General features: G+C 32.3%; 25 protein-coding genes and 4 pseudogenes. 11 read left to right on the top strand and 18 right to left on the bottom strand.

Annotation, left to right across the window (positions count from 1 at the left end; all coding sequences use genetic code 11):
- Positions 1–97 precede the first annotated feature (97 nt).
- The 4 genes from AC0L3Q_RS10075 to AC0L3Q_RS10060 form a co-directional block, all read right to left on the bottom strand.
- A complete protein-coding gene (locus AC0L3Q_RS10075) occupies positions 98–427 on the bottom strand; it encodes a hypothetical protein (protein ID WP_473286443.1) in 330 nt (109 codons plus the stop codon).
- A gap of 129 nt (positions 428–556) precedes the next feature.
- The gene (locus AC0L3Q_RS10070) at positions 557–1231 is read right to left on the bottom strand and encodes a head GIN domain-containing protein (protein WP_473286442.1); all 675 of its coding nucleotides are present in this window, start codon (positions 1229–1231) and stop codon (positions 557–559) included.
- Positions 1232–1320: 89 nt separating this feature from the next.
- The gene (locus AC0L3Q_RS10065) at positions 1321–1473 is read right to left on the bottom strand and encodes a hypothetical protein (RefSeq protein ID WP_170864600.1); all 153 of its coding nucleotides are present in this window, start codon (positions 1471–1473) and stop codon (positions 1321–1323) included.
- 23 nt (positions 1474–1496) lie between these two features.
- On the bottom strand, positions 1497–2858 hold the full coding sequence (locus tag AC0L3Q_RS10060; protein ID WP_473286441.1) for an NAD-dependent succinate-semialdehyde dehydrogenase: 1362 nt from the start codon (positions 2856–2858) through the stop codon (positions 1497–1499).
- A 182-nt stretch (positions 2859–3040) separates the two neighbouring features.
- Here AC0L3Q_RS10060 and AC0L3Q_RS10055 point away from each other — a divergent pair.
- The 3 genes and pseudogenes from AC0L3Q_RS10055 (at position 3041) to AC0L3Q_RS10045 (ending at position 3929) form a co-directional block, all read left to right on the top strand.
- Positions 3041–3372, top strand: a pseudogene (locus AC0L3Q_RS10055) (YtxH domain-containing protein).
- Positions 3373–3418: 46 nt separating this feature from the next.
- The gene (locus AC0L3Q_RS10050) at positions 3419–3718 is read left to right on the top strand and encodes a hypothetical protein (RefSeq protein ID WP_473286440.1); all 300 of its coding nucleotides are present in this window, start codon (positions 3419–3421) and stop codon (positions 3716–3718) included.
- 7 nt (positions 3719–3725) lie between these two features.
- Entirely contained in the window at positions 3726–3929 is a 204-nt protein-coding gene (locus AC0L3Q_RS10045) for a DUF6327 family protein (RefSeq protein WP_073316549.1), read from the top strand.
- Position 3930: 1 nt separating this feature from the next.
- Here AC0L3Q_RS10045 and AC0L3Q_RS10040 read toward each other — a convergent pair whose 3' ends face one another.
- The 6 genes from AC0L3Q_RS10040 to AC0L3Q_RS10015 form a co-directional block, all read right to left on the bottom strand.
- Entirely contained in the window at positions 3931–4995 is a 1065-nt protein-coding gene (locus AC0L3Q_RS10040; RefSeq protein WP_073316547.1) for a helix-turn-helix domain-containing protein, read from the bottom strand.
- 199 nt (positions 4996–5194) lie between these two features.
- Positions 5195–5662 carry a hypothetical protein gene (locus AC0L3Q_RS10035; RefSeq protein WP_073316545.1) on the bottom strand — a complete coding sequence of 156 codons (468 nt, stop codon included), beginning with the start codon at positions 5660–5662 and terminating at the stop codon, positions 5195–5197.
- Between the two features lie 34 nt (positions 5663–5696).
- Positions 5697–6203 carry a Dps family protein gene (locus tag AC0L3Q_RS10030; RefSeq protein ID WP_473286439.1) on the bottom strand — a complete coding sequence of 169 codons (507 nt, stop codon included), beginning with the start codon at positions 6201–6203 and terminating at the stop codon, positions 5697–5699.
- A gap of 158 nt (positions 6204–6361) precedes the next feature.
- On the bottom strand, positions 6362–6964 hold the full coding sequence (locus AC0L3Q_RS10025) for a DUF2652 domain-containing protein (protein WP_473286438.1): 603 nt from the start codon (positions 6962–6964) through the stop codon (positions 6362–6364).
- An 18-nt stretch (positions 6965–6982) separates the two neighbouring features.
- Complete coding sequence (locus AC0L3Q_RS10020) at positions 6983–8164, bottom strand: DUF2254 domain-containing protein (RefSeq protein ID WP_473286926.1); 1182 nt, start codon at positions 8162–8164, stop codon at positions 6983–6985.
- Between the two features lie 111 nt (positions 8165–8275).
- Positions 8276–8995 (bottom strand): flavodoxin family protein, encoded by a 720-nt coding sequence (locus AC0L3Q_RS10015; RefSeq protein WP_473286437.1) that lies wholly within the window; start codon positions 8993–8995, stop codon positions 8276–8278.
- A 505-nt stretch (positions 8996–9500) separates the two neighbouring features.
- On the opposite strand from AC0L3Q_RS10015, the gene AC0L3Q_RS10010 reads away from it, so the two are divergent.
- The 6 genes and pseudogenes from AC0L3Q_RS10010 to AC0L3Q_RS09985 all read left to right on the top strand — a co-directional run bounded on the left by AC0L3Q_RS10010 (position 9501) and on the right by AC0L3Q_RS09985 (position 13022).
- Complete coding sequence (locus AC0L3Q_RS10010; protein ID WP_473286436.1) at positions 9501–9872, top strand: hypothetical protein; 372 nt, start codon at positions 9501–9503, stop codon at positions 9870–9872.
- A 96-nt stretch (positions 9873–9968) separates the two neighbouring features.
- The gene (locus AC0L3Q_RS10005; RefSeq protein ID WP_073316540.1) at positions 9969–10403 is read left to right on the top strand and encodes a hemerythrin domain-containing protein; all 435 of its coding nucleotides are present in this window, start codon (positions 9969–9971) and stop codon (positions 10401–10403) included.
- A gap of 120 nt (positions 10404–10523) precedes the next feature.
- Positions 10524–10637 (top strand): annotated as a pseudogene (locus AC0L3Q_RS10000) (hypothetical protein); the annotation flags it as partial.
- A 9-nt stretch (positions 10638–10646) separates the two neighbouring features.
- Positions 10647–11525, top strand: a complete 879-nt coding sequence (locus AC0L3Q_RS09995) for a DNA topoisomerase IB (protein ID WP_473286435.1) — start codon at positions 10647–10649, stop codon at positions 11523–11525.
- A gap of 111 nt (positions 11526–11636) precedes the next feature.
- Positions 11637–12535: pseudogene (locus tag AC0L3Q_RS09990) on the top strand (mechanosensitive ion channel family protein).
- Positions 12536–12692: 157 nt separating this feature from the next.
- Positions 12693–13022 carry a four-helix bundle copper-binding protein gene (locus tag AC0L3Q_RS09985; protein WP_473286434.1) on the top strand — a complete coding sequence of 110 codons (330 nt, stop codon included), beginning with the start codon at positions 12693–12695 and terminating at the stop codon, positions 13020–13022.
- A 151-nt stretch (positions 13023–13173) separates the two neighbouring features.
- Here AC0L3Q_RS09985 and AC0L3Q_RS09980 read toward each other — a convergent pair whose 3' ends face one another.
- Positions 13174–13659, bottom strand: a complete 486-nt coding sequence (locus AC0L3Q_RS09980) for a hypothetical protein (protein ID WP_473286433.1) — start codon at positions 13657–13659, stop codon at positions 13174–13176.
- A gap of 316 nt (positions 13660–13975) precedes the next feature.
- Positions 13976–14184: pseudogene (locus tag AC0L3Q_RS09975) on the bottom strand (hypervirulence associated TUDOR domain-containing protein).
- Positions 14185–14589: 405 nt separating this feature from the next.
- Here AC0L3Q_RS09975 and AC0L3Q_RS09970 point away from each other — a divergent pair.
- Positions 14590–15039 (top strand): ferritin-like domain-containing protein, encoded by a 450-nt coding sequence (locus AC0L3Q_RS09970; protein ID WP_073316534.1) that lies wholly within the window; start codon positions 14590–14592, stop codon positions 15037–15039.
- A gap of 109 nt (positions 15040–15148) precedes the next feature.
- Here AC0L3Q_RS09970 and AC0L3Q_RS09965 read toward each other — a convergent pair whose 3' ends face one another.
- The 3 genes from AC0L3Q_RS09965 to AC0L3Q_RS09955 all read right to left on the bottom strand — a co-directional run bounded on the left by AC0L3Q_RS09965 (position 15149) and on the right by AC0L3Q_RS09955 (position 18082).
- Positions 15149–16240 (bottom strand): DUF748 domain-containing protein, encoded by a 1092-nt coding sequence (locus AC0L3Q_RS09965; protein WP_473286432.1) that lies wholly within the window; start codon positions 16238–16240, stop codon positions 15149–15151.
- 91 nt (positions 16241–16331) lie between these two features.
- Positions 16332–16916 (bottom strand): DUF3332 domain-containing protein, encoded by a 585-nt coding sequence (locus tag AC0L3Q_RS09960; protein ID WP_473286431.1) that lies wholly within the window; start codon positions 16914–16916, stop codon positions 16332–16334.
- 131 nt (positions 16917–17047) lie between these two features.
- Positions 17048–18082: a helix-turn-helix transcriptional regulator gene (locus AC0L3Q_RS09955; RefSeq protein WP_473286430.1), complete on the bottom strand. Its 1035-nt coding sequence runs from the start codon at positions 18080–18082 to the stop codon at positions 17048–17050.
- A 239-nt stretch (positions 18083–18321) separates the two neighbouring features.
- Between AC0L3Q_RS09955 and AC0L3Q_RS09950 the strand changes: the two genes are divergently transcribed.
- On the top strand, positions 18322–19023 hold the full coding sequence (locus AC0L3Q_RS09950) for an SOS response-associated peptidase (protein WP_473286429.1): 702 nt from the start codon (positions 18322–18324) through the stop codon (positions 19021–19023).
- Between the two features lie 17 nt (positions 19024–19040).
- Here the strand turns inward: AC0L3Q_RS09950 and AC0L3Q_RS09945 are convergent, their stop codons facing one another.
- The 3 genes from AC0L3Q_RS09945 to AC0L3Q_RS09935 all read right to left on the bottom strand — a co-directional run bounded on the left by AC0L3Q_RS09945 (position 19041) and on the right by AC0L3Q_RS09935 (position 21754).
- Positions 19041–19343: a hypothetical protein gene (locus AC0L3Q_RS09945; RefSeq protein WP_473286428.1), complete on the bottom strand. Its 303-nt coding sequence runs from the start codon at positions 19341–19343 to the stop codon at positions 19041–19043.
- A 129-nt stretch (positions 19344–19472) separates the two neighbouring features.
- Positions 19473–20486 (bottom strand): AraC family transcriptional regulator, encoded by a 1014-nt coding sequence (locus AC0L3Q_RS09940; protein WP_473286427.1) that lies wholly within the window; start codon positions 20484–20486, stop codon positions 19473–19475.
- 125 nt (positions 20487–20611) lie between these two features.
- Complete coding sequence (locus AC0L3Q_RS09935) at positions 20612–21754, bottom strand: helix-turn-helix transcriptional regulator (protein WP_473286426.1); 1143 nt, start codon at positions 21752–21754, stop codon at positions 20612–20614.
- Between the last annotated feature and the right edge of the window lie 76 nt (positions 21755–21830).

The following is a 21830-nucleotide window of genomic DNA, read 5'->3' as shown; positions in this document are numbered from 1 at the left end:
GACCATTTAGAAGCCCTATCAATCGCAGGGATAATAGTAGCAAAAACCTTGAATTGTCTAGAATATACAGAGGTATTATCTTGTAACTTCCCCAATTTTAAGGCCATAGGTGTTTTGATGGTAGTATTTTTTTCTGTACTTCTTCGGATCTTAAGAGAATAGTTTCTTTACATAAAAAATCATCTTTTCTCTTGTCACATTCGATTCTCAACATTTTAGAATCATCCCAATTTGACAAAAGTACCGGAACGTCTTTTGTACCATGAATATCGAACACAAAAAGATGTAATATATATTCCATATTTCCTGTTACATCCAAGGGATGAAATTCTATTTCCGTATTTACAATGATGTTATTTACCTTTTGGTCATCCACTTCAACATATTCTGGAATTCTATCTAAGGTTACTTGTTTTATTTTAGCCATTTGATTTTTTTTACATGATTAAACCTATACTCTGGATCTACTTATTTGATTAGACTATGAAAGGGGATAAAACAATATTCTTCATCCCCCTTCACGCATAATCAATCAAACTAATCTACTCACAACAAATCATTTTCTTATTACAATAGCTCCCCCAAAGGTTTTATCCTCCCTTACGTTTTCTGGGTTACCATATATTTCAATTGTTCCTCCGGCAGTAACATTAGCTTCTACAAATTCATCGCTATGTATAAAAGCTTCTCCTCCTGCAAATACAGTTACATCCGTTTGTTTCGTTTTGAGGTCCTCACCATAATATCGACCTCCAGTTCGTACCACTACGTCTTGATTTGGCACTGTTCCCGAAACATTTATTTTTCCTCCTGATACCGCTTTTACATCTAATTTTCTAGCTTTAACTTCTAACGCTATTTTTGCTCCCTCCTGAACTCGAATGCTGATATATTTTGAGTCAATAATATCCTCGGATGTTATGGTTGCATTTTCATTGGCATCAATTAAATTCAGCTTCTCAGAATGATAAATAGTAACCTTTGTGTCCTTACCATCTAACATATTATCGATTTCCATTCGAACTTTAAGTCTTCCATCTTTATTAACAATGGCTACCTGATCCACATCATCACCAGTTATCACCGCTTTATTTTGATTTGATCGAATCAAATTGACGCTAATAGCATCATAGACCTTAATTTCATTAAACGTTTCTAATTCTACGGTAGTTTTTTGCGCTATAATTGCTAATGGCGCCATTAGTAACATCCATATTATTTTCTGTATCATTTACTATTTTTTTTATTAATTCAAATTTATTTTTCTTTCCTGTAGGTTTTTATCTCAATACCTAGTTTTATTAATTCATATCGAATGCTCTAAAAAAACTCTAATAAAAATCCTGATGTGATCACTCCTATAATTAAGAGCACTAGCACTAATGCTATAAATTTTGCTCCTAGTTTTGTTTTTTTATTTTTTTGAAAAATATAATCTTGTCTTTCTTCGTCTTTCTCTTTAATAAATTTCATTCTATGTTTTTTTGATTCTACTTCTATTTAACATAAACAGTTTTCTCATTAACAAATGCCAATATCCCTTCTTTGGACAATTCTCTTCCAAATCCAGAATTTTTTGTACCTCCAAATGGTAATCTGGGATCAGATTTCACCATTTCGTTTATAAAAAAAGCACCATCTTCTACTTCTCCAATTCGTTTTCTAATTGCTTCAATGTCTTGTGTAAAAACCATGATACCCAAGCCAAAATTTGATGTTTTCGCTAATTCAAACGCATGATCCTGACCGTTTGCTTTTGTAACCGCTGCTACTGGTCCAAAAACCTCTTCGTCAAACACAGGCATTCCTGGTTGGACATCTATTAAAATGGTCGGTTCGAAAAAAGCTTTGTCGCGTCTATTACCAAGAAATATTTTTGCTCCCATATCAATAGATGCATCCACTTGGCGTTGCAGTTCTATCGCAAGATCTTCTCTTGCCATGGTACTTATTTCAGTCTTGGGATCAAGAGGTGCTCCGAACTTTAATCGTTTAATTTCTTCTTTAAATTTTTGAAGAAATTCATCATAAATCTCTTCTTCGACTATAAATCGTTTTGCAGCGATGCAGCTTTGACCAGTATTTTGCATTCTTGCCCTAACAATGGTTCTAATATGTGCCTCCAGATCAGCATCCTTGAGTATAATACAAGGATTGTTTCCTCCCAACTCTAGAATGACTTTCTTAAGATTTCTTCCTGCTATTTCAGCTACTTTTCGCCCTGCTTTTTCACTACCTGTAAGACTAACTGCCCTTACTATTTTACTTTCTATAATTTGTTCTATTTGTTGATGCGTGGCAATAATAGTTTGAAAACAACCTTTTGGATAGCCTGCCTCTTCGAATATGTTCTGTATCGCGAGAGCACAACCAGTTACGTTATTCGCATGTTTTAATAAAATCGTATTGCCTGCGGTCAATGTAGGAACAGCGAAGCGAAATACCTGCCAAAAAGGATAATTCCACGGCATGATCCCTAAAATAGTTCCCAATGGATCCTTACTAATAAAGCTTTCTTGTGCTTCCGTTTGTATTAACTCATCCGCTAAAAAATTAGCAGCATTTACTTTATAAAAATCTATTGCCCAAATACACTTTTCGATTTCTGCTATGCTTTCTTTATAGGGTTTCCCCATTTCTTGAGTAATAAGATTAGCATAATCCGTTTTATTTTCCTCCAAAAGAACGCTCAACCTTTCTAATAGCTGGGTACGATAAGATATAGGTTGGAATTTCCACTCTGCAAAGACCCTTCGGGAATGGTTTAAACAATCCTCTAACTTTTCTTTACTGTAAGTTGTAAATTCTTGTAAAACTTCTCCTGTAAAAGGATAGGTAATTATAATTGTATCAGACATGTTGTTTTTCTTTGATTACCCAAAATTATTTAAGTTCGATAATAAAGATTAACCCTTTTCGAATAAATAATAACGCGTTTGAAAAATTCATTTCCGTTAACTTCCCTATGATTTGAGTTAACGTACACCACTGTTTTTCAAGATCTTTGTAATAAATTAAGTTTAACATAAAAACTAAAACAATGAGTAATAATAGTAATACAGTATTAGGCGTTCTTGCGGGAACAGCTATTGGTGCAACGTTAGGTATCTTGTTCGCGCCAGACAAAGGATCAAATACCAGAAAAAAATAGTAGAAGAAGCATCTGCTACAAGAGATCGTATCGCAGATGAAGCTATTACTTTGAAAGATCAAATGGCCGCTACACTTTCAACAAAAAAAGAAACCTTAGATGACCAATTAGAAGCCATTGTTTCTGATGCTAGTCACCAAGCAGAGGACTTAATTACCTCTTTGGAAAAGAAATTGGATAGATTAAAAGCTCGTACTAAAAAACTGCAGAAAACATCATAATGAAAGTTTTAGAATCCATAAATGAAACTTCGAATAAAGCTTTAAGTTGGGGGAGAGCTATGTTAAGTTTTCACAAAAATATTATAAGCTTAAAGCTTTTCAGCAGTTAACAAAAGCATTTTCTTTTTTAAGCAAGCTTGCCATCATAGGTAGCTTGCTTTTCTTAGGATTGATATTTCTTACCGTTTCAGGAGCAATCTGGTTAAGTCAAATAATAGGTAGTGCTCCATTAGCTTGTTTACTTATGGCAACTGCATTATTTATCTGTACAGCTATAGGATACCTATTTAGAAAACAAATTGACAAAAACATCATTAGAAAAATGTCTAAAGAATTTTTTGACTAAATACATTATGGAAAAAACATATAACTCTTTTAAAGAAATAGAACAAGATCTTCGCAAACTGAATTTACAAAGAAAAATATCTTTTGAGCAAATGAAATTAGTGAAACACGAACTAAAAGAAGATCTACAACCCTATAATTGGGTGATTACCGTATTAAATTCGGTAAAAAAATACGGTATACTATATATAATCAGAAAAATTTTTAAGTAAATCAAGCTACCTCAGCTATTTCCTCTACTGGTAATGCTGCTCTATTTTTGAATTCGTTAGGACTGATGTCGTATTTTTCTTTAAATATCTTCGAAAAATAACTCCTACTGCTAAATCCAATAGTATAAACTACTTCAGAAATATTCATTTCTGTAGTTGCTATTAGGTCTCTTGCCGCTTCAAGGCGTACATGTCGAATGTACTCGGTTACTGTCTTCGCATATAATAACTTAAAACCTTCTTGCAGTTTTGCTTGGGCCAAACCGGTTTCCAGCTCTAATTGTTCCAGAGTATAATCCTTAGCAACATTTTTAATTATTTTCTTGGCTAGATTCCGTATAATTTTTAATTCTCGTTTTAGCAATGTAGTTGGTAAAACTTCCTCTTTTACAGCCCTATCATGTTGTTGAATGTGCATGGATAATATCTGATATACCATACCTTCAATTTGTAATATTCTAATCATTCCCTTTTGTTTTACCTTCCGTAAAGCAGAAATTTTGTCAGCCAATTTCAAATTAAATGTACCAAAGTATGCAAATGCATTTTCATGGTCCTCATCCATGAATACCTCATATAACTTTTGATTTAATTGAGATACATTATTTAACCGTTTTTTTAAATATTTCTTTCTGGCAATCTGAATTACATTTATCTCTAGCTTTATCTCTTTAGGAAGATATCCATAATTGTATCCACCGTCTTTGCTGGTAATAATTACTGATTGAAATTGCTCTAATGATCTAATCTCAGTTTGAAACCCAAAACGATGACCACAATGCCCCTCTAAGCAATATGCAAAATGTATGGGGTTGTATTCTGAAGCATCCATAACCAATACATAATCTTTATGAAATTTGATGTCATATTCCAGTAAGTTAACTCCCCAATCGAAAGTTATAAATTTGATAGAACCATGTGCATTAAGATTATTTACCGTTAAAACATATTCTCCCCATCTTTCTTGTATGGTTCCCCCTATTACTTCTTGAATCTGCCGTACCGTACCTTCTGTACTTTGGGCTGTTATTTTAATTTCTATTGCATTTGGTGCTTCTGAATACATGATGACGAAATTAATTGAAAAACAAAAATGTTATATCAGATTATAAAAATAATAAACAAATGTTAAATTACCATTGGAAAAATCGACAATTATATGTTAAAATACATCTACGTTTTGAAAATATCATATCTAAACTCTACCACCTAAAAAAGACTTCCGTATGGAAGTCTTTTTTAATTACTAGTATCTATGCAGAATTTTAAATAGTATCAAATTCATCAATAAAGAAAAAGTCTTTATCCTCATTATTTACAAAATATACTCCTTCTCCAAAAATATATTCTACATACCTATCATCTACCACTACTTTGAATCCTCTATCGGTAGGTTTCAATTCAAAACTATCTTCAGGTTCTTTTGAATATCTAAGAACAATATATTTGTCGTAGTCATCGTACATATCATTATCAACATAAATCAATTTAGTCACCTTTGCTGGAGTAATCTCTCTATCTTGATTTAACTCACCTTTATCTTTCTTGTCCAACTTTAAAGGTGTTGTACTTGTCTTAAAAACGGTTACTTTATAAGGAACTGTTTTACCATCTTTTTTATACTCATAACTTTTTACCGTAGTTGTTTTCATTTTTTGCGAATCGCTTTGAGCGAAAGTAAAGTTGACGGCTAATATTAAAATTGTACTTACTAAAAATTTTATTGTTTTCATTTTTGTGTTTTTTAATTATTACTATTACTTCTAATTAGGCTTTTTCTACCATACTTGTATCCAGTTGATCTGCGGTATTCTTATACCATGCATTCAACATCCAACTTAATTTTTCCAGTTCTCGAATATAAGCTCCAATCATGTCAATGGTCCCCTCGTCCCCTGCTTCTTCAGCATGCGTTAGTACTACTCGCATTTGGATTAATAATTTTTTGTGGTCTTCCAAAAGTTCTTTTACCATTTCGGTATCTTTTAGAAGCGGAGAAACCTCTTCTACAGTGGCTATTTTGATATATTCTTGAAACTGACTGACCGGGTGGTGCTGCAATGTTAAGATACGCTCCGCTATTTCATCAATTTTAACTTTGGCATCATTGTATAATTCTTCAAATTTTTCGTGAAGATCAAAGAAGTTTTTCCCTAAGATATTCCAGTGAAACCCTCTCAGTTTTTGATAATATAGATTGTAATCTGCAAGTAGAATATTTAATTCTAACACTACAGGTAAAAGCTTTTTCTCATTCATATTCAAATAATTCATAGCAATTTTTTAAGATTAATTTTTTATTGAAATCAAACATTAAAACGTATTTCTTAATGCTCAATACAAAGATATGATGAGCTGCGAGGTGTTCTTTGCTCATTTACTATTTATCTTAACTCTATTGTTAGTTGAAGAAAGAATAAGAGAAAGAAGACTTATTCTATTAACGGTTTCAAATCAATGTAGCTGTAATTTACTTCTCCTATGTGTTGGTATTCGGTTTCTCGATCATGTAGATCACCCCAACCAAAATTACGTTCTATGGTAGTTTCCTTGTATTCGGATAAAAGATCTTCAGAGAGTAAAATGTATTCTTCTATTGGGATTTTATTTTTAAGTAGTCTATGGGCAATAATTACATCCTCCCCCATTAATTTGATGTTTTTACCAATAGGAACAGCTGTTATTTGTTTACCATAATGAAGGACTATTTTTAACCCCAAAATATCAGGTATTTTTTCTCCTCCTGGTACTTTTCTATACTTGTGTTTTAGTTGTTTTAATTGTTTATAAAACTCGGTATAAAACAATCTACATTGATATACCAATTCGGTAAAAGTAGGTAGTAACCCTGTTCGATAAAACAATATCGCATCGCCTTCTATTTCTGATACACGAAGTTCTAATTTATTCGCATATATAACTTTGTTAAGTAAGGATGGGATGACCTTTGAACTTAATTCAATATCCGTTGAGCTCATAAACTGAGTAAAGCCGCTAATATCAGGTATACAAATCAAGGTAGGTTCTGCTTCCATGTTTTAAATTTTATAGAATTATTCTACCAACTCTAAGATACGTTTTAAATCTTTATGATTACCAATATTCGCTTTTAAATCACTTTGTAAAGCCTTTATTTCATCCGATATAGCAGTAATATAATCTGTACAAATATTTTTCGTGTTCCAAACATAAATCAAAGTAGACATAAGTTCGTAGGCAACAGCGCAATCCATTTTTGCATATTCTCGTATAGGCTGTACTATTATTCTCATCAACTCTCTTGCCGGAATGTTTTGATGAATTATTAGCATTTCAAGGTCAGAACGTTTTTCCAAGGTTTTTGGTTTAAGTGTAAGTGCTTTTGATAATAACTGCCCAATTTTTGAGATAGCGTTAATCGCTGTCCCTGGATCATTTATTCCCGGAGAAAGTGCTTTTACCACTACTTCTGTTAATTTAATCATTCCACTAATACTACTATCATCCTCATGAGGATTAGACAAAATATACAATGACAGTTGTAGCTCTTCTATCTCATCATTTGACAATTCCTCTCGAACCTTCATAATCGGATCATTTTTCCAAACATGTTGATCGGCATATGGAATGATTTCAATAATTTTTTCTTGCTGTTTAAATGAATCTCCCAGAAGAGAAACATCAAAAGATCTATAATATCCGCTTTTACCGCTTTGGATTACTTTCCAATCTTCTGTAGAATTCTCTGGACTTGGTATATCTGCAGATTCTTCCTGTCTTCTCTTTTCAGCATCTAGAAGTTTGTCACTCTTATAAAAAATTTTATCAATGATATTTTGTATTTGTATTGCTTGAGAAATACTATGAATAAAATAGACAAACAAACCAATGCAAAAAGCGCCTAAAATGGCGGATATCATAACAGAAAATCCAACAGCATTTTTGGAAGGTCCATAAGCTCCAAGAGACATTAATACGATGATATTGAATAAAAGCGTACCAATATAAAATCCTAAAATAATTTGATGTCTTTTATTAGAGATAAGTCCAGGTAGTAAACGTGGAGAAAAATTAGTTGACGCCTGATTAAGCACTACCATTACCATAGTAAAACTAAAAACTGTTAGTGATAGAATACCTCCGAATAAAGTAGACAGGATAGTTCTAGCAGTTTCATGATCCTTTACAATTAAAAAAGGTATCTTCTTTTTAAAAGCATGAACAACTTCCAAATTTTCAACAAATAAAAGCGTAATGGCTAAGAAAAAAAGCTACGCTAATCAACACCGGGTAAAAAGCAATACTATGAAAAATAGTACTTTTTAATTTCTTCAAAAACTTTAGCGCAGCTTTCATATATTCAAGAACTATCTATATTCTGGATTCTCAAAATTCCATCGAGTTCCATCGTCCCAATCATTCCTTGAGTTCCCGTAGGAATTATACCCATTATTGGTTTTTAACATCTTTGCTAAATGAAGCATATTGTATGTCATAAAAGTGGTATTTCTATTAGTAAACTCATTATTTTTAGCTCCAGACTCTTTATCCAAGTAACTAGGCCCAGGTCCGGCTTCTCCTATCCATCCACAATCTGCTTGTGGAGGAATACTATAACCTAAGTGCTGTAAAGCGTATAAAATGCCCATGGCACAATGTTTTATACCATCCTCGTTTCCTGTCACCACACATCCACCAACTTTACCGTAATACACATACTGTCCCTTTTGATTGGTTTCTCCACTCATCCCATATAGACGTTCTATAAGCTTGGTGGCAATAGATGATTTCTCACCAAGCCAGATGGGGGTCCCAATAATTAAAATATCTGCGTCCATTACTTTTTGGTATATATCTGGCCATTGATCTTTATCTTTTCCCTGCTCTTTCATATCCGGCATAAGACCATAAGCTATATCATAATCTACCAGTCGTAAATATTCAACAGAAACGTTTTCTGATTTCATTATTTTTATTGATACTTCCATCAACCCTTCGGTATGACTTTGTTCCCCAGAATTTTTCAAAGTACAATTAATGTAAAGTGCTTTCAAATTGGAAAAGCTAGGTCTATTTATATTTTTCATATCAAGATGATTTTGCAGCTTTAAAACTCATCATTTACTACAAGAAAGTTGTGCTTAATTGCTTCGATTATTAACGCTATCCAAAGTTTTTGAGATCTCAAATGATCGATGTGAAATTTATTTGCAAAACAGTTAATCAAAATTGTAAATGCGCACAAAAAAAAGAGATTGCCCGTAGTTTTGATAAAACATTTTAATCAAGGGCTCCCGAAAAACGTAAAAACGAAATACATCATTAGGGCAAATGTAATGTGTAAATCAACTAGGTAGCCCTTGTCATTTTAACCTTAAACCATTTATTTATGAAAAATTTTATAGGAATAGCAATCATTATTATTTTATTAAGTAGTTGTGACGTACAACAAAAAAAGAGGCAAAGCTACCTGATGTAGATGTTGAGGTAGAGACCGAACCTGGTCAGTTACCAACCTTTGACGTGGATTGGGCGGATGTGAATGTTGGAACAAAAACTAAAACAGTTACAATCCCTAAAGTTGTCGTTGTGATGGAAGAAGAGGAAATAGAGGTTCCTTACATTGATGTAGATATGCCTAATTCTGGAGACAAAGAAGAACTTACTCTAAGAGTAGAAGCCGAAGTAGAAGATAAAGAACATACTATTGATATAAAGGAAATTATTGCCACTGGTAAAAATCTATATGTGATTTCGGAATTAGAAGAAAAAGAACAAAGTCTGGAAGACAAAAAATTAAGAATCTCAGATCAGGTTATTTTGAATGCTCCGGATCTTAATGTTAAACACATCATCATAGGAGAAAAACCTAATCGTGTTTTTAATGATGAATATAAATATGTAACCGACATAGCAGATTTTAAATCAAACCTTAAAAATTCAAAGGTGATTTTCACCAAATAATATATCCAGATTCCAGGATAGATATGGTTAGTTGCTAAAATAGCCTCTTAAGTATATTTAAGAGGCTATTTTTATCAAATCCTAAAACTTGAAACAATGAATATTTTTGAAGCATTAAGAGAAGATCATACACTACAACGAAATTTACTAAAAGAACTAATAGAAACCTCTGGTGATTCTAGCGAAAGAGTGCAGATTTTCAAAAAAATAAAAAAAGAACTTTCGGTTCATGCCGACGCAGAAGAAAGACATTTTTATGTTCCTCTTATCACTAGTGATCGGACTCAAGAAAAAGCCAGACATGGTATTGCAGAACATCATGAAATTGATGAGCTAATCGAAGAGCTAGAAAACACCGAATATTCCTCATCTGCTTGGCTCAAAATAGCAAAACAGCTCAAAGAAAAAGTCGAACACCATCTCGATGAAGAGGAACATGAAGTGTTTCAAATGGCAGGAAAAGTATTCACTCAAGAACAAAAAAATAATTTAGCAAAAGATTATTTGTCTTATCTCGATAATAACAGATAACCAAAAATTATTTGTGATGATGAATATGGAACGCACAAACCCTAAATTTTTAAAGCAGATCATTACTACACCTGAAACCGTAATTGATCAACTGGATTTGGTGTATGTAGATGAAAACCAATTAAAAATAATAAGACAAAAAAAGAGAATAACTTTTGTTACCTATTAGACAATAAGCTAATTAGTAATGAAAAAGACATTAAAAGAATCCAGAAATTAGTTATTCCCCCTGCATGGCAAAAAGTGAAAATCACTACTTTAGAAAATGGTCATCTACAAGCTGTAGGTAGAGATTTAAAAAATAGAAAACAATATCGATATCATTCTCTGTGGAAGACCATTCGTAATCAAACTAAATTCTATAAGATGATGGATTTTGGAAAACAACTCCCCAAAATACGTAAGAGAGTTGATCTTGACCTTGAACAGAGGGGTTGGCCAAAGTCAAAGGTTTTGGCATTGATAATTCGTTTAATGGAAGAGACACATATTCGAGTTGGAAACGAACAATATGCTAAACGAAACAAAACCTTTGGTCTCTCCACAATGCGCACACGGCATGTATCCTTAGAAAACAATAAAATGAAATTCGATTTCATTGGTAAAAGAGGGAAAAAACACTCGGTCACTTTGCGTAATAAAAAATTGATTCGTCTAGTCAACCAATGCGAGGAAATACCAGGATGGGAATTGTTTCAGTACTATGATATTAATGGGGATAAGCATAGTGTAGACAGTGGTATGATTAATCATTATATCCATCAAATATGTGGGGATTTATTTACCGCAAAGGACTTTAGAACTTGGGCCGCAACCTCTATTTTCTTCGAGACGCTAAAGGATCTAAAAATCGGTAATTCTGATCAAAAAAGACAAAAGAACGTACTACAAGCCTTTGATGCTGCAGCCAAAGGTCTTGGTAATACCAGAAATGTTTGTAGAAAATACTATGTACATCCAGCTATAGAAAGAGCATACTTAGACGGTTCTATTCAAAAAACTTTTGACAATATAGATAATTACATCTCGTCTTCTGCTTCCTATTTTTCGCCTTCAGAACAAGGTATTTTGGAATTAATCGGAAGTTATACCCCTGCATTTTTGGAAAACATTAAAAATTAAAATAAGTAAATTGTTTGAATAAGCCTCTAAAAATATCATGATACCTACAACCCTAAATATCCGTGGGGATATCATCTATTTTAAGAATTAAATAAATAAAAAGATAAAATAATGAAAGAACAATTGATTAATGCCTGGAATAAGATGATGGAGAAACTAGAGTCATGGCTAGACAGTATAGTGGTAAACTTACCAAATCTAATCATTGCGATTCTTGTTTTTATAATCGCTATTATCGCTTCAAAATATATAAGCAAACTTGTCCTTAAACTTTTGGAAAGAAGTCGTTTACAACGGGCAATGAAAAAGTTGATTTCTAAATTGGTATCAATATTAGTGATTTTGATAGGTCTATTTCTAATACTGGGAATATTAAATCTTAGCAAAGCATTAAATACCATCTTGGCGGGTGCCGGAGTAGCTGGTTTGGCAGTAGGTCTTGCATTACAAGGGGCACTTGCAAATACCTACTCAGGAATCATACTTTCGTATATCAAAAATTTAAAGTTTGGAGATTGGATAGAAACTAATGACTACGAAGGTGAAGTTGTTGATATCAGTCTTAGAGCACTCACATTGAAACAGGTCGATAATAACCTGGTGTATATTCCAAACAAGCTTGTCGTAGAGAATCCTATTAAAAATTACTCTACAACAGCACAATCAAGAGTTATACTAGAATGTGGAGTTGGGTATGAGTCAGATTTACGTTTTGTAAAAAAACTCACTATTCAAACCGTGGTAGAAAACTTTGAAGCAGTAGAAAAAAAGACGATGTATTATTTTTGTGGAGGGGATTTGGAGATAGTGCTATCAACTATGAATTGCGTTTCTGGATCAATTCAACTTCTGCTTTAGAAGTAGCCAAAGCCAAAAGTGAAACTATGATGTTGTTAAAGGAAGCTTATGATGATAATAATATCAATATCCCATTCCCTATTAGAACTCTTGATTTACCTGAAGAATTAAAATCGTTATTAGAAACTCATGAAAGAGCATCTGAAAAATAAAGAGCGATATCAAACAGATCTCATAATACTTGATCATGTTCCATTGGAAAATGTCGTTTTTTCTAACAACCAATTATATGCTTAAGCGGAATCAATAATTACAATAACCTCCACCCTACAAAAAGTATTTGCAGAGAGAAATTAAATATAACTTAGAATGAAAAATAATGAGAAGTTAATAAAAGAACTTGTGAGCTGCGCTATAGAAATTAGAAACTTTGGGTTTTTATGTCTTAAGGAACAAAACGTTGATAGATTTAAAAAGTGTATCGAAATTTCTGTATTAACTGCAGAAGTCTGTGAGTTTACCGCAAAAGTTTTGAGCACTCCAATTTCTGAAAAAGAAACAAATGACTTATTAAAACAATGTGAAGAACAACTTTTATCTTGTTTCGATGCATACAACCATCATCAACTGGACTATTGCAAAGAATGTTGTGTGATTTGTAAAAGAACTATAAGTACTTTATCTCAAAACATACAATAACCCATTCCTTAACAAATCTAACAACTCATACACTTTATTCCTTGCATAGTATATGCTTTTGAGCATAAGCGTTTATAACACGAAAGAATCCCGAATAATAATCGTGTCAATCAAATAGTTCTTTTATCAAATAAAACGAATAGATACCTTATCAATAGCTTTGAAGTCTAACAATTTTGGATTCTTTTATATTTATCTCCCTTTCTTTATTAAGTCTTTTGATCATCTCTGCACCTCTTACATGTTGAAAAATAAGAAACGTCATTACACGAGTTATTACTTCAGCGATTTCTATTGACAAGGAGGGTTTGTTCAAAAGCTCTGTAATCGTATCTATCAGTTCCCCATCAAAATTTAAACATTTAATCATTAAATGTATATATTTTTCTCTACCTAAGAGCGATGTTTCTTGATTCTCTGAACGTATGCCCTTTTCTATATACAACATAGTTGCAACCATGTTGTGTGAAGTTAAAACTTCAACAATTTCGTTAGCAAATTTATTTCTCTTCGAGCTTTGAAAATTCAAGAATCGTGTAAGTTCAACCAACTGAACTTCTTGTGCAGCTTCAAAGTATATTTTCTCCGCTTCAAAAATCATTTCAAGTAATTTTTGCATTTCTTTTTCAATTTCCATAGTTATTGTTATTTAGTTTTCTATTAATAGATATTGAGTCAGCATGTTTATATACTAGTCACTCCGACTGATTATTGGATGTTTCTAGAAAAACCTCATTATCGTTTTTGAGTACGTGTTTTCCATTTTTCAACCTAATATATAAAGCTTTTACGGCACGACTAAAGCGTGAAGCCTTACTTCTCTTTCTTATCGTTTTTTGTTGTTTATAAGCATATGTCTCCTCTACAATACCACTCCGAACTGTATTGTTTTCTTTCCATTTCACTTTATTACCTTTCCTTATCATTATTTTTAAATCTTTGATGAATTGATGCTACATCCGTTCTACTTCGCTTTCACTTTTTAAAGCATAATTACCGTCATCTAACTTTATGTATAAAGCCTTGTTATTGTTCTCCCCATTTCTGGTAACCTCGGTGCCTTTTATCGTTTTGGTAATTTTTTTGAATATGTTTCTTCTACTTTACCCGTAGCGTACCCATTTCCCCAATTCCATTTTACTTCTGTACCTTTTCTTATCATAATTATATTTTTTCAAAATATCTTAAACTATTCAATTTCACATTTGTCTAATCCGTTCAAATATTAACTCAAATCATCTATAGAACAATTACTTACTAAACAAAAAGTTAAATTCTAAATGAGTTAACAATTACATTTTTTGAGCAATCAATGCCTCAAACACCTAGCTATTTTTGGAGTATATCTTAAAATCATCATTTATGGGACTTCAGTTTTTACTCATATTTATAAGTGGAATAGCATCCGGTATTATCATCACTATCACCACAGGAAACTCTAAAAAACGGAAAAGAAATTAACCAACGTATAGCAAACCAAAAAGATATCTATACGACCTAATAGATAGATGTTAACCGATAAGCATCTCTAAATAATGTTATCGCTAATAATAAATAAATTGTTATTATGACAACGTATTCTGAAAAAGTAGGAGGTAAATTAAATGACCTTTTAGAAAAAACCTATGATGCAGAAAAAGGGTTTAAAAAAGCTGCAGACAATGTTAAACACAGTGGACTCAAAAATTATTTCAACCAAAAAGCGCAAGAACGCCATGATTTTGGATACGCTTTAAAAGCGGAAATTAAATCTTTTGGTCAGCCAGTGGACAATGGAGGAAGTATTACTGGAACAATGCATAGAGCATGGATGGATGTAAAGTCCGTTTTATCAAAAGATAACGAAGAATCTATGCTAGAAGAAGCCATAAGAGGAGAAGAAGCAACTGTCGAGGAATATAATGATGTACTTTCTGAGACGACATTGCCGCCAAGTACACAAACCATTCTTACCCAACAAAAGAACAAAATCATGAATGGATTATCTTCTATCAGAAGATTAGAAGACTTAAATTAAGAATTTCTATTAATTCTATTTTCAAGGGTCAAGATTATTTGATAGGTGTAACAGCCTCGAAAAGACTGTGATGAGTGTTTTAAGAAGTCTTTTAATCAAATGATCTTGATCATTTTTTATCCATTTCTTTTTGAACATTTTCGAAATTAATAGAATCATCTGTCACATTCTCAAAAGCCTTAATCCAGGCATTTTTAAAAATATTTAATATCGCATTCCAGCTACCTGTTTTTACGTTATTTAAATTCCCTTGTAAAGGGACCTTGGTCGCCAGGGAATCTTTCTTATGATTTTTTAGAAGAAATTTGAAAAATCCCACAAAACCCTCCCACAAAGTATCTAAAAAACCATCGTCATTACCGATTAACTTGGCATTTGTGAGTATTGGTTTGACGTATCCTTTTAAATAGCTATCTGCTATAACCACTTCACTATAAATACTTAGATCGCCTTCTTCAAAATCTAGTCCGGTATAATGATGAGTAAAATCATTTAACGACTTCATATTTGTTTTTTCTAGCGAAAACGAAATATCCATATCAGGAATTGTTTTTATCAGGTCAAGTTTTCCCTCTAATTGAACATTTCCCCGTCCTATTGAAACTGCATTGGCTTTTATCGTAGAGGGCAACTCTAAATTTTCCCGTGCCACGTTTTTTAAATTTTTTGCCTCCAAACTAATCTGATCAAAATAGAGGTCAATGGTAGGACTCGTGGATAGCTGGATAAAAGAAGCTTTTCCGTTAATAATTTCTAATCTATTAATATCAATAGGAACCAAATCTGTTAACGCTTTGGTCCAATCATTTAACACAGGTGATTCTGAATCACCAGTCCCTTGATCTTCAAAAACATAATTTAATTTTGGTTCAGTCATTACAATTTCACTTACGATCTTTCCTTTGAAGAGAGCAGCCCACTCTATTGAAATGTTAGTTTTTTTGAAGTCTAGAAATGGTACTTTAGAGTCGGCTTGTATTTTTTGTAATGACAAATATTCGATTTCATAAGCCCCCTGAAGTAAACAAATATTTATACCCTCAACCTGGCCGTGATATCCAGGAATATCGGCCAAGACTTCATTCACGTATTCTTTGACATAAAAAGGCAGTAAAAGTCTACCCACAATTAGAATTACCGCTATTATAACAGTTATAACCACTAGTTTTCTTTTCGTAAAAGCCTTTTTCTTACTTTTCATCATATTTTCAAAATAGAATAATTAATTCTTAAATCAAAAAAGAGATTGCTCTAAGAACAATCTCTTTACGGATATCTGCAGACAATACTAATTATTGGTCATTTTCTGTTAACAGGCAATCCTGAAACGAAATAATTTTATGATGTAATAGTGCCAACCCTTTATCCTTAGAATCATTAGGGTTAATTTTTACTTTTTCCCCATCAGGCAGATGTACTACATAAAAACCATCTTCAAAAGAAGAGAGTTTAATAAGTTCTCCATTAGCTTTTATTGCACTCCATGTTTTGTGAGAAGGGCTATAAACCAAATCCAATTTTTCTCCTTTTCGTATTCCCTCTACAATATGAATTTGTAGTCTATTTTTGGAAGCTGTCATTTTGTAAGTATTTCCATCTCGCTCTACAATTTGTGTTTCGCTTTCACCTTCATTCATTGCAAGAGGGTTTGACCCACTCCAAAATTCAATCACGTTAAAAATCAATGTATCTCCCAAAAAGAATAAACCATATACCGGTATGATATTTAACCCCCAAAAGACTAAGTTATTTACAAATCTACTATCGGTAAGATCTTGATTCCAATCTTTAAGTCCATTAAATGCACTAAATGATCCCAAGCAACTTGAGAAAAGAATAGATGTCGATAGTGCAATGCATATTGTTGTTTTTTTCATAATTTAAATTTTATTTACTATTTCAAAATTAACATCTACACTTGTTAAGATTGACTCAAAAGAAAATTTAACTAACTCAATACGTATTCTTAGAAACAAAAGAGCATTTTTGATTATATGTAGATAAAAAATTATTCTTGAGCCGATTCTTTAAGATACCTTAGGCATTTGATTTTATATTCTTTTGGACTATAATTATACCTCTTTTTAAAAATTTTGCAAAAATAGCTTCTACTGGTGAGCCCAACAGAGTAGGTAACTTCTGAAATGGTTAAATCGGTAGTGCGAATAAGTTTTTCTGCCTGTTCTAAGCGCACATTTCTAATAAAATCAGAAACTGTCCTATTAAACATAAATTTAAAACCCTCTTGTAATTTTGCGGGAGAAAGACCAGATCTAGCACACAATGTTTTTATAGTATGTTGATCCTCTGGTCGTGTTTTGATGTAGTCACTTGTAAAGGTTATCTCCTTCAATTCATTTTTCAATAAACCGCTAGTATTTTGATTATTACCTACCTCCTGACAAAATTTTTCTATGTGTCTAGCTAATACCAAATAGTATCTTCCTCTTTGCGACAACATTTCGGAAATTTCATTGGCATATTCTATACCGATAAGTAATTTTAATTGTTCTGCAATTTTCAAACTATGTCCTCCGGAATGATAATACCTTTTTCTGGTACCAATCTTCCTAAGAAGATCCTGAATTCTTCTTTCAAACTTGTTGGAATCCGCATCAAACTTGGCAAAATATTCCTTTTTATTGACTACCAATATGTTAAGCACTAAACGTTCCCCTGCCTTTACAAAAATTCGATTAACCAACCCTTGCTCAGTATGTATGACTGCAGTTTGAAATTGTTCTATCGTATGTACTTTATCCAAATCATCAAACTGATGTGAACAAGACCCTTCTAAACAATATAAAAATTGAAGAGAAGTAAACGTAATGCATTCAATTGGAATTTCTAAATCCTGAGATGGAGTTAAATCAAAATCAAACGATTGTAGCCCATATTGAAGATTAATAAATCTCACCTTTCCAGTCCCAACTTGTTTATTTGGTATAATACTATAAGTATCGTACTTTTTTTCAAGAACACCCTCTAACAACTCCTGGAATTGAAAAAATTCAGGAGGTATATCATTACGAAATGAGCTCATCGTCTTCACCATTACACCTTGAGCATATATAATATTAATTATCAGAAACTTACACCCAAATGTAACGTAATAAACTTGCTTTGTTTAACGTTTTTAGATTTTTCTATGACTCTATCGATTCACAAACTAAACATTCATTAAATTTATACGTTATATTTTATCATATGCGTTAGTAATTAAATGAAACAAGGTAATTTACGCTGTGTATTTTTATTTACTTGCGTACAGATATAAGTTGAATGTTAAAACAAGTTTCAAATATTGCCAATAGAGAACGTTTAGAAAATGAGATGGGCGTACCTTTCAAATACCCTAAACTTTATGTTCCGAATCCTGTAATTGACGGAAACTATGAATCTACTTTATCAGTTATTACCTTAGACAATCCCGACTATATTTCTTTTGCTATTTGGGGGATCTTGCCTTTTGATTATTATGATGATTGGAAGGATTTTCAAAAGGTACTGCAGACAATTACTGCTACTAAAGACAAACTAAGTTCTGATTACTTTTTTGAACAACCCTACCAACAAAGAAGATGTCTAGTTGTGGTAACAGGCTTTTTTATTTATCACCTTTACCAAGGGTCTTTACATCCTTACTATGTGTATTTAGAAAATCAACAACCTTTTTGTATGGGAGGTATATACAATACATTATCCGATGGCTTTATTACCAGTTCTATCCTATTAACAGAGTCTAAAGGAATAATCAGCAAAATTCAGAATTTAAATAACACTATGCCTCTTGTAATTCCAAAAGAATTTTATCAAACATGGCTGGATTCAAAAGCCCCTAGGGACAAGCTCGATAGCATACTAGATCATACATCAGTTCCAAAATTTAGGTCCCACCCTATTGCCAAAGAATTCTTCAAGAATGATATTGCATATACCTCTATGTTAGATCCGGTGTACTACAAAAACATCCCGATTCCCTAGTCATAAGTATCTTCTGTCTAAAATTGAAATTCTTTTTTAATTTGAGCCATATCAATTTTTAGCGTCATGGGTATAATCCCATATTTTGGACCGAGTCCGTTAATCATAAAGTTACCGATATATGCTCTCGCAAGATCTATATTTTCAAAAATATAGATAGCTCCCAAAGTTTTGGTTTCATCATTATAGTGACAATAAAAAGAGAATAGACCTTTAATCTCCCTAACCTTTTCTTTTCTATTTTCTACAATTTTTTTTAATTCTAATTCTGTTAATGTGGATTGAAATTTTAAATGTACAATTGTTCTCTCACCTTGCATCTAATATAGTAGGTTTTTAAGATTAGACTGTTACGTTTCATACTAAATAATGAGATATGAATCGAATTTATATTGGGGTAATAATAGGCATTTATTCAGACGACAGTACCATTGTGAATTTCTAATACTTTATTTTATTTTTTTGCGATATTCGGCAGGTAAAATCCCATATTTCTCAAAAAATATCTTAGAAAAATAGCTTCTACTTTTAAAGCCTATTTTATAGACAATTTCGGATATAGAATCATCCGTATTTTTGATATAATCTCTGGATATTTCTAGTTTTAACTGCCTAATATATTCATTTACAGATTTGGAATATAAGACCCTAAAACCAAGTTGTAATTTTTTTGTGCTAAGTCCTGCTCTGGTGGCCAAAATATCAACCGATAAAGGTTCGGAGATATTATCTATAATATACTCAGACAGTTTATGAATTTTTTTGATATCTGATTTGGATAGGGATTCTGGCAATACCATCCCACTTTCGTGATTGCTATGCTCTAACATTTGCATAGCCAAAATCAAATTAAGTTGACCTTCTATAGACAAAGTACGCACAATACCGCTCTCATAGCTTTCCTGTAACTGTCGTATCTGATCTGCAATTTTAAGATTAAAATTTCCAAAATGACTATATCGAGTTTCAGAATTCCCGTCTTGAAAAACATCAAGTAAGCTCTTGCTTAGAAAAGATAAATTATTATTTCTTTTCTTTGAATACTCCTTTCTCAACACGTAAATAAAATTTACTTTGATAGCTACTTTTTTTGGAAAAATGTAAGTTTCAATAGAATTTTTCCTGGAAGAAATAATAATATTCTGATAACGCTCAAAACTTCTTGGTCGAGGGTCAGAATCATTAGAATACTCTAGACTTCCCTCAGAAACAAAGATAAATTCTATAGGATTAGCATCAGCTATATTAAAAACAATCTTGATGTCTTCTGTAAAATTAACATCGTAATCAACCAGAGAAACACCCCAATCAAAGGCGATACTACGTATCATCCCCTTGCCCAATTCATTATCAAACTCCAAAACATATTCTCCCCATTGTTCTTTTAAACTACCCTGCAAATATATTTTGAGTTGTTCGAGGATTTCTGCTCCCTCTATACTTTTGATCTCGATTACGCGCATTCCTGTACTTCTAAGTCTTTTTTTGAATTGTACAAAGAAATCGGATTTACGTTAAACAGGTTAACAATTTTGAAACTTATAATAACACTATTGGTCTGTTAAGGCGGTAATTTTTTGTCAAAAATTTATTCAAAAAAGAGAGAACGGGAGTACTTCAGAAGATTAGTTTTATGCAGATCGAGAATCATCTTTCTGATTTCTAATCTGATCCAAATATTGCTTAGGACTAACACCATATTTTTTTTGAAAAGTTTTGAAAAATAGCTTCTAGAATTGATCCCAACTTTGTAAGTGATTTGAGTTATATTGAGATCAGACGACTCTAAAAATTCTTTAGCCTTTTCAATTCTATAATTTCTGATATACTCGTTAACCGAAGTTTTATATAATTGTTGAAATCCGTTCTGAAGTGTATTTTGGTTTAATCCAACGCGTTTTGCCAGATTTACAACGTTATCCATACTTTCTATTTCGTCTCTTATAATGGATGTTGCTTTTTGTATAGACTCTACTGTAGATTGCCTTAAAATCAAACGCTTATCAGGTTCATTTAAATCATCAAGATATTGTTTGAGTTGAAACGTTAAAATTTCATAAGCCTTCCCTTCAAGATACACCTGTCGCATAAAACCGGTAAGCTCACATTCTGTAAATTCAGAAATAAATTTTGATATTTCAAGACTGTAATAATTTTTGTAATAAAATTGTTTGATTCCATTTACATCCCTGAAAAGATCAATCAAATCGGTATTCATATTAGGAAGGAAAGACTCTATTTTTTCTTCAAACAATTTTCTGTTGATCTCTAAACTAAAAATGCATATTGGTACATTCGCAGGAATTTTAAAAATGTGGTTGTTGGTGGGAGTACTTGCTACCATCGTATTTTCCAATCTTCGAACCTCATGTAATTCTTTACCTTCTTCAAAACCATGAAAAAAACTTGATTCTCTATTGAAAATAACCTTTAGAGGATGAATCGTACCCTTTTCCAATTCGAATCTAAATTCCTTATTAAGTAAATAATCCGTTTCTACCACACCTACTCCAAAATCAAACTGAAAAGACCTAACATATCCAGAACCCATTTCATCGGGTAATCGAACACAGCATTCATGATGAGTTTGTTCATAATCTACTCCCAGGCTCGTCGCTAAATCAATTACGACCTTATGAACGCTATGGTCTTGTATACTTATTTTTTTCTCATTAAATAGGATTAGAAACTGAATATAGCTAAAGATACTGCATTTTAAAGTAAGAAGCATACTTTCAGAATCCCTATTTGCAATGGAGTTAACAATACTAGTGATACAGCAAAGCTTTTGTCTGATATCTCATGAT

The sequence above is a fragment of the Aquimarina sp. KJ22-3 genome (assembly GCF_055808215.1).
Note: the sequence above shows the minus strand (reverse complement) of the source record. Positions and strands in the feature narration are given on the sequence as shown.

Bases quoted from the DNA above. Each gene is read 5' to 3' on its own strand.
- AC0L3Q_RS10075 (WP_473286443.1), bottom strand. From the start codon at position 427: ATGGCTAAAATAAAACAAGTAACCTTAGATAGAATTCCAGAATATGTT.
- AC0L3Q_RS10060 (WP_473286441.1), bottom strand. From the start codon at position 2,858: ATGTCTGATACAATTATAATTACCTATCCTTTTACAGGAGAAGTTTTA.
- AC0L3Q_RS10065 (WP_170864600.1), bottom strand. From the start codon at position 1,473: ATGAAATTTATTAAAGAGAAAGACGAAGAAAGACAAGATTATATTTTT.
- AC0L3Q_RS09965 (WP_473286432.1), bottom strand. From the start codon at position 16,240: ATGAAAAGTAAGAAAAAGGCTTTTACGAAAAGAAAACTAGTGGTTATA.
- AC0L3Q_RS09970 (WP_073316534.1), top strand. From the start codon at position 14,590: ATGACAACGTATTCTGAAAAAGTAGGAGGTAAATTAAATGACCTTTTA.
- AC0L3Q_RS10015 (WP_473286437.1), bottom strand. From the start codon at position 8,995: ATGAAAAATATAAATAGACCTAGCTTTTCCAATTTGAAAGCACTTTAC.
- AC0L3Q_RS10040 (WP_073316547.1), bottom strand. From the start codon at position 4,995: ATGTATTCAGAAGCACCAAATGCAATAGAAATTAAAATAACAGCCCAA.
- AC0L3Q_RS10005 (WP_073316540.1), top strand. From the start codon at position 9,969: ATGAATATTTTTGAAGCATTAAGAGAAGATCATACACTACAACGAAAT.
- AC0L3Q_RS10010 (WP_473286436.1), top strand. From the start codon at position 9,501: ATGGAAGAAGAGGAAATAGAGGTTCCTTACATTGATGTAGATATGCCT.
- AC0L3Q_RS10030 (WP_473286439.1), bottom strand. From the start codon at position 6,203: ATGAATTATTTGAATATGAATGAGAAAAAGCTTTTACCTGTAGTGTTA.
- AC0L3Q_RS09980 (WP_473286433.1), bottom strand. From the start codon at position 13,659: ATGGAAATTGAAAAAGAAATGCAAAAATTACTTGAAATGATTTTTGAA.
- AC0L3Q_RS09955 (WP_473286430.1), bottom strand. From the start codon at position 18,082: ATGAGCTCATTTCGTAATGATATACCTCCTGAATTTTTTCAATTCCAG.
- AC0L3Q_RS09985 (WP_473286434.1), top strand. From the start codon at position 12,693: ATGAAAAATAATGAGAAGTTAATAAAAGAACTTGTGAGCTGCGCTATA.
- AC0L3Q_RS09940 (WP_473286427.1), bottom strand. From the start codon at position 20,486: ATGCGCGTAATCGAGATCAAAAGTATAGAGGGAGCAGAAATCCTCGAA.
- AC0L3Q_RS10045 (WP_073316549.1), top strand. From the start codon at position 3,726: ATGGAAAAAACATATAACTCTTTTAAAGAAATAGAACAAGATCTTCGC.
- AC0L3Q_RS09960 (WP_473286431.1), bottom strand. From the start codon at position 16,916: ATGAAAAAAACAACAATATGCATTGCACTATCGACATCTATTCTTTTC.
- AC0L3Q_RS10070 (WP_473286442.1), bottom strand. From the start codon at position 1,231: ATGATACAGAAAATAATATGGATGTTACTAATGGCGCCATTAGCAATT.
- AC0L3Q_RS09950 (WP_473286429.1), top strand. From the start codon at position 18,322: ATGTTAAAACAAGTTTCAAATATTGCCAATAGAGAACGTTTAGAAAAT.
- AC0L3Q_RS10025 (WP_473286438.1), bottom strand. From the start codon at position 6,964: ATGGAAGCAGAACCTACCTTGATTTGTATACCTGATATTAGCGGCTTT.
- AC0L3Q_RS09935 (WP_473286426.1), bottom strand. From the start codon at position 21,754: ATGCTTCTTACTTTAAAATGCAGTATCTTTAGCTATATTCAGTTTCTA.
- AC0L3Q_RS10035 (WP_073316545.1), bottom strand. From the start codon at position 5,662: ATGAAAACAATAAAATTTTTAGTAAGTACAATTTTAATATTAGCCGTC.
- AC0L3Q_RS09945 (WP_473286428.1), bottom strand. From the start codon at position 19,343: ATGCAAGGTGAGAGAACAATTGTACATTTAAAATTTCAATCCACATTA.